This is a genomic window from Brevibacterium sp. 'Marine' (assembly GCF_012844365.1).
Classification (GTDB): Bacteria; Actinomycetota; Actinomycetes; order Actinomycetales; family Brevibacteriaceae; genus Brevibacterium.
In genome coordinates this window covers 627223-641500 of record NZ_CP051626.1, presented here as the reverse complement: position 1 = coordinate 641500, position 14278 = coordinate 627223, and the positions used below count along the sequence as shown (strand labels likewise).

Annotated in this window: 13 protein-coding genes; 2 read left to right on the top strand and 11 right to left on the bottom strand. The window is 66.0% G+C overall.

Annotation, left to right across the window (positions count from 1 at the left end; genetic code table 11):
• Window positions 1-150 precede the first annotated feature (150 nt).
• The 8 genes from HF684_RS02810 to HF684_RS02775 all read right to left on the bottom strand — a co-directional run bounded on the left by HF684_RS02810 (window position 151) and on the right by HF684_RS02775 (window position 8584).
• Window positions 151-1560, bottom strand: coding sequence for an FAD-dependent oxidoreductase (locus HF684_RS02810; RefSeq protein ID WP_211168054.1), 1410 nt, complete (start codon window positions 1558-1560; stop codon window positions 151-153).
• An 82-nt stretch (window positions 1561-1642) separates the two neighbouring features.
• A complete protein-coding gene (gene fdxA / locus HF684_RS02805; protein WP_025776713.1) occupies window positions 1643-1969 on the bottom strand; it encodes a ferredoxin in 327 nt (108 codons plus the stop codon).
• On the bottom strand, window positions 1966-2775 hold the full coding sequence (gene cobA / locus HF684_RS02800; RefSeq protein ID WP_169251263.1) for a uroporphyrinogen-III C-methyltransferase: 810 nt from the start codon (window positions 2773-2775) through the stop codon (window positions 1966-1968). Before cobA ends, fdxA begins: the two co-directional genes overlap by 4 nt.
• Window positions 2772-4169 carry a GTP-binding protein gene (locus HF684_RS02795; protein WP_169251262.1) on the bottom strand — a complete coding sequence of 466 codons (1398 nt, stop codon included), beginning with the start codon at window positions 4167-4169 and terminating at the stop codon, window positions 2772-2774. Before HF684_RS02795 ends, cobA begins: the two co-directional genes overlap by 4 nt.
• Entirely contained in the window at window positions 4169-5134 is a 966-nt protein-coding gene (gene cysD / locus HF684_RS02790) for a sulfate adenylyltransferase subunit CysD (protein ID WP_169251261.1), read from the bottom strand. The genes HF684_RS02795 and cysD overlap by 1 nt, the downstream gene beginning before the upstream one ends.
• Window positions 5131-5916, bottom strand: a complete 786-nt coding sequence (locus HF684_RS02785) for a phosphoadenylyl-sulfate reductase (protein WP_169251260.1) — start codon at window positions 5914-5916, stop codon at window positions 5131-5133. Before HF684_RS02785 ends, cysD begins: the two co-directional genes overlap by 4 nt.
• Complete coding sequence (locus tag HF684_RS02780) at window positions 5913-7640, bottom strand: nitrite/sulfite reductase (protein WP_169251259.1); 1728 nt, start codon at window positions 7638-7640, stop codon at window positions 5913-5915. Before HF684_RS02780 ends, HF684_RS02785 begins: the two co-directional genes overlap by 4 nt.
• 128 nt (window positions 7641-7768) lie before the next feature.
• The gene (locus HF684_RS02775; RefSeq protein WP_169251258.1) at window positions 7769-8584 is read right to left on the bottom strand and encodes a CbiX/SirB N-terminal domain-containing protein; all 816 of its coding nucleotides are present in this window, start codon (window positions 8582-8584) and stop codon (window positions 7769-7771) included.
• Window positions 8585-8946: 362 nt separating this feature from the next.
• On the opposite strand from HF684_RS02775, the gene HF684_RS02770 reads away from it, so the two are divergent.
• Both HF684_RS02770 and HF684_RS02765 read left to right on the top strand, forming a co-directional pair.
• Window positions 8947-9864, top strand: coding sequence for a sulfite exporter TauE/SafE family protein (locus HF684_RS02770; RefSeq protein ID WP_169251257.1), 918 nt, complete (start codon window positions 8947-8949; stop codon window positions 9862-9864).
• Window positions 9865-10193: 329 nt separating this feature from the next.
• The gene (locus HF684_RS02765) at window positions 10194-10868 is read left to right on the top strand and encodes a DUF4396 domain-containing protein (protein ID WP_169251256.1); all 675 of its coding nucleotides are present in this window, start codon (window positions 10194-10196) and stop codon (window positions 10866-10868) included.
• A gap of 131 nt (window positions 10869-10999) precedes the next feature.
• On the opposite strand, the gene HF684_RS02760 is transcribed toward HF684_RS02765, so the two are convergent.
• The 3 genes from HF684_RS02760 to HF684_RS02750 form a co-directional block, all read right to left on the bottom strand.
• Window positions 11000-11713, bottom strand: a complete 714-nt coding sequence (locus HF684_RS02760) for a class F sortase (RefSeq protein ID WP_169251255.1) — start codon at window positions 11711-11713, stop codon at window positions 11000-11002.
• 29 nt (window positions 11714-11742) lie between these two features.
• Complete coding sequence (locus HF684_RS02755; protein ID WP_169251254.1) at window positions 11743-12555, bottom strand: hypothetical protein; 813 nt, start codon at window positions 12553-12555, stop codon at window positions 11743-11745.
• 242 nt (window positions 12556-12797) lie between these two features.
• Complete coding sequence (locus HF684_RS02750; protein ID WP_169251253.1) at window positions 12798-14069, bottom strand: MFS transporter; 1272 nt, start codon at window positions 14067-14069, stop codon at window positions 12798-12800.
• Window positions 14070-14278: the final 209 nt, after the last annotated feature.

Below are 14278 nucleotides of genomic sequence, written 5' to 3'. Positions count from 1 at the left end.
CGTGATGTCAATTACATAGCTGGGTTATACGGCAAGGTCACAGACTCAAACGACCCCGAACACGCCTTTTGGGTGTTCGGGGTCGAATGGCGGAACGTTGAGGGTCACTATGTGAGGATTTGGGCCTTCGGGTCTCGGCTGCTGCCCCGCTCAGCTCCCGGCGTTCGCGTCCGCGGTCAGGTGGGCGCGCGCCTCGGCGAGCATGGCGTCACGGGTCGCGATCTTCACGCGCTCACGTCCTTCGGCCTCGCCGAGGGCCTTCTCGGCGGCCTCGAGCCGGTGGTAGCCCTCCCAATCGGTGAAGTCGACGCCCTTCGACTCGAGCAGCTCGACGATCGAGGACTCCTCCGGGTACACGGGTTCGGTGAGCGCTCCGGCGGCCTGATCATCGAGGATGTGCCCGATCGTCTCGAGCGCATCGCCCTTCGTGTGACCGATGAGCCCGACGGGACCGCGCTTGATCCATCCGGTCGTGTACACGCCGGGGATGACGTCCGCCTCGGCGGCCTTGGTCTGATCCTCGGCGTCGACAACGCGCCCTTCGTGATTGGGGATGACCTTCTTGGCCTCGTCGAAGGGCAGCTGCGGCAGCTGCGTACCCGCATAGCCGACCGCCCGGTACACGGCATCGATGTCCCAGTCGTGGAAGTCCCCGGTGCCGTTGACGCCACCGATGCCGTCGAGCTCCTGACGTTCCGTGCGCAGCCCGGTCACCCGATCCTCGCCGAGGATGGCCACCGGTGCGTGCAGGAAGTGCAGGTGCAGACGCCGCTTCGCCCCGGTCTCCTCGCGCATCGCAAAGTCCGTGAGCGTCTTCGTCACCTGCTTGACCTGGTTGCTCGACTCGATGGCCTCGAGCGATCCCTGATCGAATTCGTAGTCCTCGGGATAGACGATGATGTCGACGTCTTTGACCTGACCGAGCTCGCGCAGCTCGAGAGGCGTGAATTTCGCCTGCGCGGGACCCCGGCGGCCGAACACGTGGACGTCGGTGACCTTCGAGGACTTCAGCCCCTCATAGACGTGATCGGGGATCTCCGTGGTGTGGAGGTCATCGGCCTGCTTCGCGAGCACCCGGGCCACATCGAGGGCGACATTGCCGTTGCCGAGCACGGCGACCTTCTCCGCATCCAGCGGCCAGGTCTGTGCCACATCGGGGTGTGAGTCGTACCAGTTGACGAAGTCGGCTGCCCCATAGGAACCGGGCAGGTCGATCCCGGGCAGCGACAGCGGCGCGTCGACGAAGCAGCCGGTGGAGAAGATCACTGCATCGTAGCGGTCGGTGAGCTCGCCGAGGCTGATGTCCGCACCGTATTCGACGTTGCCGAACAGACGGATGTCACCACGGTCGAGGACCTTGATGAGCGCATTGATGATGCCCTTGATCCGCGGATGATCGGGGGCGACTCCGTAGCGGACGAGCCCGAAGGGAGAGGGCAGGCGTTCGAACAGGTCGATGCTCAGTTCCAGGTCATGTTCGGCCTTGGTCAGCAGGTCAGCGGCGTAGATGCCGGCGGGACCGGCACCGATGATGGCCACTCTGAAGGGAATAGCAGGCATGGGTTTCCTTGGTCATTCGGAGGTGAGAGGAGTCGCTCGGAATGGTGGAGCGAAGTCGCTGGAATTCAGTTGTCGCTGGAGTTCAGTCGTCGGTGTTCTGCGGCGGCAGTGCGGCGATGAAGGGATGGTCTTTGTCGACGACCCCGTGGGCGGCTGCTCCGCCCGGGGAGCCGATGTCGTCGAAGAATTCGACGTTCGCCTTGTAGTAGGCCTCCCACTCATCGGGCACATCGTCTTCGTAGAAGATCGCCTCGACGGGGCACACGGGTTCGCACGCCCCGCAGTCGACGCATTCGTCGGGGTGGATGTAGAGGGAGCGGGTGCCTTCGTAGATGCAGTCGACCGGGCACTCTTCGATGCAGGCTCGGTCCTTCAGGTCCACGCACGGCTGGGCGATGATGTAGGTCATGGGTTCCTCACGAGTTCGGATGCCGATGCAGCAGGCTCGGTCGCCTGAGTGAACGCACCATCGGCGTAGGGGCTCAGGGTCACGACATCACCGGCGACGATCACGGCCGGTGACCGGACGCCTCGGCGAGCCGCACGGAAGGCGATGTCGCCGAGGGTGCCGATGGTCACCCGCTGGTTCTCACCGAATCCGTCTTCGACGATCGCGACCGGGCAGTCGTCACCGCGTCCGGTGCGGGCGAGCACCATCGCCGAGTTGATGAGTGTGCCCACTCCCATGAGCACGACGACGGTGTGGTCGCGTCCCCCGCCGATCTCGCTGAGCTGGTCGTGACCGGTCACGACTGTGTACGAGGTGGCCACACCTCGGTGGGTGAGCGGGATTCCGGCGACCGCGGGAACGGAGTTCGCGCTGGTCACCCCGGGAACGACGCGGACATCGACTCCGGCGGCCCGGCAGGCGGTGACCTCCTCTCCCCCACGTCCGAGGACGAACGGGTCCCCGCCCTTGAGGCGGACGACCCGGTGGCCCAGCTTCGCCTGTTCGACGAGGATGTCGTTGATTCCACTCTGCGGCACCGGATGGTGCCCCGGCTGCTTGCCGACGTCGATGATCTCCGCCTCCAGGGGTGCGCCGCGTTCGGTTTCGAGCTGATCGATGACCGATCGGGCGCCGAGCCGGTCGGCCACGATGACATCGGCGCGTTCCAAGGCGCGCAGACCGGTGACGGTGAGCAGTCCGAGATCGCCCGGTCCGGCACCGACGAGCAGCACCGTTCCGGGCTGCTGTGGGAGGAAGAGTGTCATGACTGGTCCTCGATGGATTCGGGGCTGGGGGCCTCGACGGCGTGGGCCGCCTCGGGAGTGTGGATTCCCGCCGCGAGGGTGTTGCCCGACTGCGGGTCGATGACGACGAAGGCTCCGGCCGTACCGTGGTCGCGGAAGTCCGGGACCGGCAGCTCGGCGGACAGCTTCACCCGGGCCAGGCCGATGTCGTTGCCGGCGAGCACCTCGGCGGGTTCGGTCTTGGAGGTCTCGAGGTTGCGTTTGGCCTCGATGGTGACGATGCCCTTCACGGTCGTCGTCCCCGTCTTGATGAGCACCCGATCCCCGGTGCGCAGGCCCTCGGCGGTGAAGGGGAAGACCTCGGCGCGCAGTTCCCGGCGCGGGGTGGGCAGGGTTCCGGCCGCGGCGATGACGCTGCCGCGCGCGGTATCGACGTCATCGGCCAGTCGCAGCGCCACCGACAGCGGCGCACTCGCGGTTTCGAGGGGACCGCTGGCGGTATCGATTCCGGTTACGGTCGTTGTCAGCCCGGCGGGGTGGATCTCGATCTCATCGCCGAGGCTGACCCGCCCGGCCGTGATCTGTCCGGCCACCGCCCGGTAGTCCCGGAATTCCTCGGGGTCGAGCCCCGGTGCCAGTCCCCCTTGCGGACGCAGCACGGTCTGCACGTCGAGGCGGAAGGCCTCGAGGGCGGCGGTGTCCTCATCCGCACTCGGCAGGGTCTCGAGGAGTTCGAGCAGTGCCGAACCCTGGTACCACGGTGTGTTGTCCGAGGTCGCAGCGATGTTGTCCCCGGCCAGTGCGGAGATCGGGATGAGGTGCGGGGTCTCGAGGCCGATCTCGTCCGCGAGGGTCTTGATGTCGTTTTCAACCGTCTCGATCGCTGCCTGGTCGTAGTCGACGAGGTCGATCTTGTTGACGGCGATGATGACGTGGCGGATGCCCAGACGGGACACGACGGTCAGATGTCGACGGGTCTGCTCGGTCGCTCCGGTGCGGGCGTCGATGAGGACGACGACAGCATCGGCGGTCGAGGCTCCCGTGACCATGTTCCGCGTGTACTGCACGTGTCCGGGGCAGTCGGCGAGGATGAACGAGCGACGGTCGGTGGCGAAGTACCGGTAGGCCACGTCGATGGTGATGCCCTGTTCCCGTTCGGCCCGCAGACCGTCGGTGAGCAGAGCGAAGTCGAACTCACCTCCCAGGAATCCGCGTTCCCGGCTGGTCGCGGTCACGGCGGCGAGCTGGTCGGCCAGTATCGCCTTCGCATCGTGGAGGAGCCGGCCGACGAGGGTGGATTTGCCGTCGTCGACGGATCCGGCGGTGGCGAAGCGCAGCAGCGTCTTCGTCGTCGTGTCCAAGGTCGGCGTCGCCACGGTGGTGGTGGCGGCGGTTGCGTCAGTGGTTGTGGTCATCAGAAGTACCCGTCCTTCTTGCGGTCTTCCATCGCCGCGGCCGAGATCCGGTCGTCGGCGCGCGTGGCTCCGCGCTCGGTCACAGTGGTGGCGGCCACCTCGGCGAGGATGGACTCGAGGTCATCGGCGCTCGATTCGACGGCTCCGGTGCAGCTCATATCCCCGACGGTGCGGTAGCGGACCTTCTTGGTCGTGACTGTCTCGTCCTCGCGCGGGGTGGAGAATTCGCCCGTGGCCCACCACATGCCGTCGCGGGCGAAGACTTCGCGGTCGTGGGCGAAGTAGAGCTCGGGCAGGTCGATGCCTTCGCGGGCGATGTAGCTCCACACGTCGAGTTCGGTGAAGTTCGAGATCGGGAACACGCGGACGTGTTCGCCGGGCAGGTGGCGGCCGTTGAAGAGGTTCCACAGTTCGGGGCGCTGGCTGCTGGGGTTCCAACTGCCGAACTCGTCGCGCAGGGACAGGATCCGCTCCTTTGCCCGAGCTTTGTCCTCGTCGCGGCGGGCACCGCCGAAGACGGCGTCGAACTTCCCGCCGGTGATCGCGTCGAGCAAAGGCTGGGTCTGCAGAGTGTTGCGGGTCCCGTCGGGGCGTTCGCGCAGGCGGCCGTCGTCGATGTAGTCCTGAACTTTCGCCACCGTGAGGTCAAGGCCGTACTTCTCCGCGGTCTCATCACGGAAGCGGATGATCTCGTCGAAATTGTGTCCGGTGTCGACGTGGAGGAGTCCGAACGGGATCTTCGCCGGCCAGAACGCCTTCGCCGCGAGGTGCAGGACCGTCACGGAGTCCTTGCCGCCGGAGAACAGCAGCACGGGGCGTTCGAACTCGGCGGCGACCTCACGGATGATGTGGATCGCTTCGGATTCGAGGACGTCGAGGGTGGACAGGCTCGCGCCCGAGTTGTGGGCGGGTGCCGCCTCGGCGGTGGTGCGGGTGTCGTGGTTGAACTGGGCGTCGATGCTCATGTGTGGAGTCCGCATTCTGTTTTGGTCGATCCGGCCCAACGGCCGGCGCGGGGGTCTTCCCCTTCGGCGACGGGGCGAGTGCAGGGCTGGCAGCCGATCGACGGGTATCCCTGGTCAAGCAGCGGGTTGACCGGGACGTCGAAGGCGCGCGAGTAGTCGAGGAGGTCATCGAAGGACCACGCGGCCAGGGGGTTGACCTTGACCAGGCCGTTCTTCTCATCGAAGGTGATCAGCGGTGTGTTCGTCCGGGTCGGGGCCTCGTCACGGCGGACTCCGGTGAACCAGAGTTCGTAGCCCTTCAGTGACTTCTTCAACGGTGCGACCTTGCGGCGGGCGCAGCACAGGCCCGGGTCGCGGGCGAAGAGGTCCTTGCCGAATTCGGCGTCCTGCTCTTCGACGGTCTGCTCCGGGAGGACGTCGACGATGTGGACATCGACCCGGCGGGCCACCTCGTTGCGGGTGTCATAGGTCTCTTTGAAGTGGTAGCCGGTGTCGAGGAAGAGGACGTCGACGCCGGGCTGGTACTGGGCGACGTAGTGCGGCAGGGCGGCGTCGGCCATCGAGCAGGCCACGGCGCAGGCCGCGGTGTCGAAGTTCCGGGACACCCAGCGGATGACGTCGGCGGGGTTGGCCTCGGGAACACCGTTCTCAGGGTCACCGGCGAGTTCACGGGCACCCGCCTCGGCGAGGGCTTTGAGCTCCTCGACCGGACGTGGTTCGGGGCGGGGCTGCGCCGGTGTCTGGGCCGTTGTTCGGTTCGCGGTTGTGTCGGTGGTGCTCATACCAGTTCCTCCTCGTCAACGCGGTGGGCCCATTCGGAGAATGTTTCGGTCTCCTCGCGCCCGGCGAGGAAGCGGCGGACGAGCTTCTCGACGTAGTCGCTGAGGTTCTCGGCGGTGACCTTGAGTCCGCGGACGGTGCGGCCGAGTCCGGCTTCGTCGCGGTCTTTCGAGGCCAGGCCTCCGCCGACGTGGACCTGGAAGCCGGGGACCTGTTCGCCGTCGTCGGTGGTGACGATCTGGCCCTTGAGCCCGATGTCGGCGGTCTGGATGCGGGCGCAGGAGTTCGGGCAGCCGTTGAGGTGGAAGCTGATCGGGTGGGGCAGCTCCTCGATGTCAGCCAGGCGCTCCTCGAGCTTGGTGATGGTGTCGGCTGCGGTCTGCTTGGTCTCGACGATGGCGAGTTTGCAGTATTCGATGCCGGTGCACGCAATCGTCGAGCGGCGGAAGAGGTCCTTGCGGCTGGACAGGCCCAAGGCGTCGAGTTCTGCGACGACGGCTTCGACGTCCTTCTCCTCGATGTCGAGCAACAGGACCTTCTGGTGCGGGGTGGTGCGCAGGCGGGTGGATCCGTACTTCTCGGCGAGGTCGACGAGTTGGCCGAGCAGGGTGCCCGAGACGCGACCGACGACGGGGCTGACGCCGATGTAGTAGCGGCCATCGGTCTGCTTGTGCACGCCGACGTGGTCGCCGGCGGTGAGCGGCTTGGCCGGTGCCGGACCGTCGGCGAGTTTGTAGCCGAGGTATTCGGTTTCGAGGATCTCGCGGAACTTCTCCGGACCCCAGTCGGCGAGCAGGAACTTCAGTCGGGCCTTGTTGCGCAGGCGGCGGAAGCCGTAGTCGCGGAAGATCTGGGTGACGCCCAGCCACGTCTCGACGACCTGGTCGGGGGCGACCCAGGTGCCGAGGCGTTCGGCGAAGCGGGGCACGACGGACAGGGCGCCGCCGACCCACAGGTCGTAGCCGATGCCGTGTTCGGGGTGGTCGACGGCGACGAAGGAGCAGTCGTTGATCTCGTGAACGACGTCCTGGCTGGGGTGGCCGGTGATCGCGGTCTTGTACTTGCGCGGCAGGTTCGACAGTGACTGGTCGCCGATGTAGCGGCGGGAGATCTCTTCGATCGCCGGTGTCGGGTCGATGAGTTCGTCGGCGGCGATGCCGGCCACGGGTGAGCCGAGGATGACGCGGGGAACGTCGCCGCAGGCTTCGGTGGTCTGGAGTCCGACGGCTTCGAGGCGGCGCCAGATCTCGGGCATGCTCTCGATCTCGATCCAGTGCAGCTGGATGTTCTGGCGGTCGGTGAGATCGGCGCTGTCGCGGGCGAATTCGGTGGAGATGTCCGCAATGACCCGCAGCTGTTCGGTGGTGAGCTTGCCGCCGTCGATCCGGACACGGAGCATGAAGTATTCGTCTTCGAGCTCATGCGGTTCGAGCTTCGCGGTGCGACCGCCGTCGATTCCGGGTTTGCGCTGGGTGTACAGTCCCCACCAGCGGAAGCGGCCGTGCAGGTCGTCGGAGTCGATCGAAGAGAATCCGCGCTTGGCGTAGATGGTCTCAATCCGGGCGCGAACGTTGAGGCCGTTGTCCTCGGCCTTGTCGATTTCGTTTTTGTTCAACGGTTCATGACCGTCGATCTTCCACTGCCCATTGGACTTCTTCGGGCTGACGGGCCGCTTTGCGGCTCGTTTACCTGCCGTTTCCTTGTTCTCTTCCACCTGAGTGGACATTGCTGTCTCCAAACGCTGAGGGGAACCAGTGATGAGTCACGCTACATGAATGCCGAATTGCTCAACAAATTACCGAAGGGTTTGTGTCACGGAGTGACATATGGCGTCACGGTCTGCCACGAGTGCGGTCAGGCGTTGAGCATGTCCGGCGCGGATTCGTGGATCTGAGCGCGGGGTTGCTGCTGGGCGCGGACGCCTTCGCGGACTCGATCGCGGACGATGTCGACGAGCCGCGGCGGCACAGCGGAAGCGGCGCCGCCGGTGAGCAGAGGCGGAGCGAGGACACCCACCGGGCCACTGTCGCCGTTCGCCCCGGCCTCGACGAGTCTGCGTGCGAGGTCGTCGAAGAATCCCGGAGCCAGCAGGTAGTTCGCGAGCACGGGGCGGGCACCGCGACTGCGGCTCTGCTCGACGAGGTCTTTCAACGGCACTCCCCCGCCGGCGAGGAAGCCGACCTCGACGGGACGCTCGAGCTCTGCCGCCAGCAGCATGCCCATCTCACGGCAGGACTCGTTCGCCCGCTCGTCACTCGAACCGGCGGCGGCGAGGATGACCTCGTCATTGTCCCGCAAGGGCGGAAGTCGATCGGCGAGGATCTCCGCGAGCCGCGGATCCGGGCCGAGCGTGGGGGTCCGTCGAACATCACGGCCCGATTCAGCGGCACGACCGACCGCCTCGGCGAGGTCGACATGGACGTGATAGCCCGGCGAGAGCAGAAGCGGCACGAGAATCACCGGACGGTCGGCGGGCAGTCGGGCGATCACCTCGTCGACGTCGGGCTTCTGGACGTCGACATGCCCGAGCATGACCTCGTCGGCGATGCCCCGAATGCGCAGGTCCGTGGCGACCTCCGCGGCGAGCACCTCGATGAGGACCTGACCGGTCGGCGATGAGGTTCCGTGGGAGATCAGACCCACCGACGGCAGCCCCGTCACAGCGCCCACCGGTATCCCAGCGTCGGCCCGTGTCACAGTGCCCGCCCATGAGTCGAATACGTTGATTGCTCAACGGCTGAGCGGCCGGTGCGATCAGCTTTCGTCACTCTTGAATGCATTGCCACAGCGTAACCCATCCGCTTGGGGCCTGCACTCAGGCTTGTCATCAGCGTAATTTCGCCATGTGGCGTCATCTTTCGACATACGGCGACCGAGTTCGTAGGATTGCCGTTGATTTCCCATTCTGCTCAACAGTTTCGCTAGTGTGTGTTGTCAACGCACTTCTGCGCGTCTGACACGTCCGCGTCGTCGACGTCGTCCTCACCGTCTGCGCCTCCACCTCCTTCGCGTCATCCACGAAAGGCAAGCACATGCGTCAGCTCATCATCCTCGGGATCGTCGGCCTCATTGCGCAGCTCATTGACGGTTCCCTGGGCATGGCCTATGGGGTCACCTCAACCACGTTGCTGCTCGCGGCGGGGACGGCACCGGCGGCCGCCTCGGCGGCGGTGCATTTCTCCGAGCTGGGCACAAGTCTGGTGTCGGGGATCTCCCATCATCGGTTCGGCAACGTCGACTGGCGGACGGTGGGCATCCTCGCCGGGCCCGGCTTCATCGGCGCGGTCCTCGGGTCGACGTTCCTCGCCAGTCTCAATGGGGAGGCTGCGACCCCGTGGATCTCGGGGATCCTGCTCGCGCTCGGGGTGTACGTGATCTGGCGGTTCCTTGCACTGGGTGGGAAGCGTCCGGAGTTCAAGTCGCGGCCGAGTGCGGGGATGCTCGTGCCGGTCGGCTTCGTCGGTGGAGCACTCGATGCCATCGGCGGTGGCGGCTGGGGTCCGGTCGGGACGACGACGCTGCTCTCATCAGGTCGTTTGGAGCCGCGGAAGGTCATCGGATCGATCGACACGAGTGAGTTCGTCGTCGCCGTCGGCGGTTCGCTCGGGTTCCTCATCGCGTTGGGATCGCAGGGCATCGAGTGGCAGATCGTGGCGGCGCTGCTCGTCGGCGGCGTCATCGCCGCACCGTTCGCCGCATGGCTGGTCAAGCTGCTGCCGGCGAAGGTGTTGGCTGTCGCCGCAGGCGGAATCATCATCCTCACGAATATCCGCACCATCCTGCTCGCCTTCGGGTTGGATGCATCTGCTGTGTGGCTGACGCTCGCCGGCCTGGCTCTCGTCTGGTTCGCACTGCTCGCTCACGTCGTCCGCCTGGAGCGGGTGGCCGCGAAGGCGCGGAAGGCCGAGGAGGCCGAGGAGGCCGGCGTCGAGGTGGCCGTCGGCAACTGAAATTGCATCCGCGTGTTCAAAGGGCAGGCGCAGACCCATAAGGCTCTGCACCTGCCCTTTGAACACGCGGTTGCGGGCACTCACCACGGCGGGTGAGCGGCGTCGGGAGGCCGGGCCCGAAGCGACCACCGGCAGGTGAGTGGCGTTCATTCCGCCGCCCCGTCGAGCGGATTCGCTTAAGGTGCGATCGTGGCAACGACCCGGTCCCGGCACCCGGTGTACGAGCGCCGCGCATGGGAATAGAGTGGCCACAGTCGCGTCCGCCCACTGATCGAAGTGTGCGCCTGCGACAGACAGGAAGGCTCGGACCACGGCAGATCGGAGACGCCATGGAATGGCTTGAAGTGCTCGCCTGGACTTCCCTCGCCGTCAGCGCTGGCCAGGCAGTGACGATCAGCATCGACATCACGCGCCACCGGCAGTCGATGATGCCGATCATGAACCTCGTCTGGCCGCTCATCGGCCTTTTCTTCCCTCTCGTCGGCATCTGGGCGTACTTCACACTGGGACGGTCGCACCACGAATCAACGGATGCCACGGACTCCCACGATCAGGGCAAGCCGTTCTGGCAGAGCGTGTTCGTCTCTACAACTCACTGCAGTGCCGGCTGCTCACTCGGCGATATGATCGGTGCACCCTTGGTCTTCCTCACCGGCTTCGTCATCGCCGGTTCGAGCCTGCTCACCGACTACGTCGTTGAGTTCGCACTGGCATACATCTTCGGCATCGCCTTCCAGTACTTCGGGATGGGGTTCACCAAACACGACAGCCCCAAGGACGCCCTGAAGAATGCCATCAAGGCAGACACACTCTCGCTGGTCGCATTCGAAGTCGGCATGTTCGGCTGGATGGCACTGGTGTCTCTGGTCTTCTTCTCCTCGCCGCCAGAACCCGATTCACCGGTCTTCTGGCTGATGATGCAGATTGCGATGATGCTGGGCTTCCTCACGAGTTTTCCGGCGAACTGGGTGTTGGTCAGGAAGGGCGTCAAACATGCCATGTAGGCGGCAACTGAAGTTGCATCCGCGTGCTCAAAGGGCAGGCGCAGACCCCTAAGGCTCTGCACCTGCCCTTTGGACACGCGGTTGCGGGCGCTCACAAGCGGTTGCGGGGACTCACCCGCCGTCGCTTAGCCTCACCCGCCGTCGCTGAGGTGGCCGGTGACGACGATGTTGTCCTCATAGTGACCGGTGTCGTCGTCGAACTCCCCGCCGCAGGTGATCAGGCGGATCTCGGGGTCCTCGGTGTTGCCGTAGACCCGGTAGTCGGGGAACGAGTCCTTGCCGTAGTCGGTGACGTCGTCGATGGTGAACTCGGCTTCGGAGCCGTCTTCCCGGGTGACCGACACGGTGTCTCCGGGCTCGAGTGCACCGAGGCGGTAGAACACTGCAGGTCCCTCCGAGGCGGAGTCGACGTGTCCGACGATGAGGGAAGGCCCCACCTCGCCGGGGGTGGGTGAACGCTTGTACCAGCCGGCGGGCGCGTCCTTGCCCAGGGGTGGGACTTCGAGCTCGTCGTCGGCGGTCAGCCCCAAGTCCATGAGGCTGGTGTCGACGTCGATCGCCGGGATCCGCAGCCGGGTGGGGGCCGAGGCCTCCATACCGGCTTGCTGATCGCCGTCGCTGCTCTGTTCGGTCCGGGGAGTCGAGGGATCCGTCGGCTGTGCATCGGCCGACGGTGTCGTGCGCGACTCGGACTGTTCAGCAGCGGAGTCGGCATCGGGTTGGGGTGGTGAGTGGTCGGTGAGAAGACCGGCGGTGATGAGCACGGCAGCGATGGCAAGCAGGGCCAGGGCCGCCGCGGTCCATGCGATTCTGCCGCGGCCGGTCCTGGCCTGCTTGCCGTTCATCTCGCTCCTGTCTCAGTCGTGGTCGAAGGTCACCGGGTTTCGGCCGATGACTTCCGCTTCCGGGAGATCGCGAAAGCGGCTCCCGCTGCCACGAGGACTCCCCCGCCGGCGGCGAGCATCACGGTGTCATCGGTGCCGGCGGTGCTTCCGCCGCCGGTGTCCGGTCCGCCCTTGGGCGGCTGTCCCATCTGGCTGTCAGCCAGCGTCCCGCACAGTGCCGGGGCCGTGGCGGCCTGCGGCAGGCTGTCGTCGAGGGGGCTCTTGGCGTCCTGGACCTCCTGCGACTGCTTGGCGGGATCGAGTCCGTGCACGACGACGGTGGCGCGACCGTCCTTGATCGCTTCCTTCGTGTCGGCGTCGAGGTCGATGGTCCGCTCGTAGGTGGCCGACCCGCCCTTGATGCCGGCGTGTTCGACATCGACCGCGGCGTCGGCGCTGGTGTCACCGGAGTCGGTCAGGGTCGCGGACACCTCACCGTAGGCGGCTCCGCCTTCGGGGGTGTTGACGATTCCGTCGCCGTCCTCATCCGCCGAGGCGGTCGGGCACTCGGCGCTGCCGTTGGCCTTGACGTGGATGTGCTGGACGTGGGGGTACGGGCCGTCCTGGAAGTCTTCGGCCAGTCCTTCGACGTGTTCGGTGATCATCGCCTGATCGCCTTTGAGCGTGATCATGATGTCGCCCGAGGCGCCGCTGTCGTTGACCTCATTGAGATCGGCCTGGTAGGTCCAGCCCTGTTCGGAGTCGCTGCTTCCGGCTGTCGCCGCGGCCGCGGGGCCTGCTGCCAGGCCGAACGCGGTCAGGGCGAGCACCGGGGTGAGCATGAGCTTCTTCGCTGTGCGCATGGTGTCTTTCCTCCTCATAGTCGGACGGTCCCAGTCGGGATCGAACACTCGTGATTCGGAGCACTCTGCGCATCGGATGGGTCGGTGCGTCAATTCATGGTGAATCGACGTCTTCTCGGCGAGGTCAGCGCCGCCTCGGCGAGGTCAGCGCACCTCGGCGAGGCCAACCCCACCTCGGTGGGGTCGGCACCCGTGCACGAGGTCAGCGCCCCCACATGGGGTCAGCGCCGCCTCGGCGAGGATCACGCCTGCTTGTACCCCTTCCGGGCGACGATGACGCCGATCAGGGACAGCAGCGACAGGCCGGCGTAGTAGAAGCCGGGCACGGTCAGCAGACCCGTCGCGCCGAGCAGGGCGGTGAGGATGAGCGGGGCGAAGCCGCCGAAGATCGCGACACCGAAGCTGTAGGCGATGGTCATGCCGGAGCTGCGCACCTTGACGGGGAACAGTTCGGACAGCAGGGCCGGCATCGGGCCGAAGTAGAAGACCATGAACAGGCCGACGATCGCCTCGCACAGGGTGAGGACGCTGATCGACGGGTTCGCGGTCAGGAGGATGAACATCGGCCACGCGACGATGATGCCGACGATAGTCGTCGGGATCATCACGGTCGTCGGACCCACTCGGTCGGCCAGGCGGCCGGCGAACGGGGCGCCGATGAGGGTGATGAGGCCGGCGACGACGGCACCGGGGAACGCCGCCCACGGTTCGAGTCCGAGGTTGCCGACGGCGAACTGCGGCAGGAAGGTGATGAGGTAGACCGAGATCGTGGCCATCGCGATGATGAGGAACGCGGAGAACAGACGACCGAAGTGCTCGCCGAGGAGGACGCGCAGCGGGTTGTCGGTCTTCTCGGCGGCCTTGAATTCGGGGGTGTCGTCCATCTTCGAGCGGATGTACCAGCCGACGGGTCCGATGAGCAGGCCGAGGGCGAAGGCCACACGCCAGCCCCAGGAGTGCAGGTCCTCTTCGCTCAGGGTCGAGCTGAAGATCCACGAGACACCGGCAGCGAGGAACATCGAGATGCCCTGGGTCGCAGTCTGGAAGGACGCGTAGTAGGCCTTGCCGCGCTTGGCGTTCTCGGTGAGGAAGGCGGTGGCGGATCCGAATTCGCCGCCGGCGGAGATGCCCTGGATGATGCGGGCGATGATGAGGCCGATCGCACCCCAGATGCCGATGGTCGCCTCACCGGGCAGGATGACGATGATGAACACGCCGAGCGTCATCAGACCGATCGTCAGCGACAGGGCGGACTTGCGGCCGTGTTTGTCGGCGTAGCGGCCGATGAGGATGGCGCCGAGCGGGCGGACGACGAAGGTGATGGCGAACGTCGCCCAGGTCATCAGCTGCGCGGACAGGCCCTCGCCGGGGTAGAAGACCGCGGTGATGGAGGTGGCCATGAACCCGAAGAGGATGATGTCGTACCACTCGAGGGCATTGCCCAATCCGGCCGCCACTACGGCTTTGCGGGCCCGCGACTTCTCTTCGCGGGTGACCTCGATCGTCTCACTCATCGTGTGCCTCTTCTTGTAGGTGCCCGGGTGCCGTGGTCGGCGGAGCCGGTGGTGGTTCGTTGGCTTACGGGATGCAGGCACCGTTGCTCGCCATCCTGGGTCTGGTGTTGCTTGCTGTCGTTCCGATCGGTGTCTCTGATCTGGCGAGTACGCCCCTGTTGTCGTCAGCGTGACGATTGTAGTCCGGTCATACCCGGTCGCAAATACTG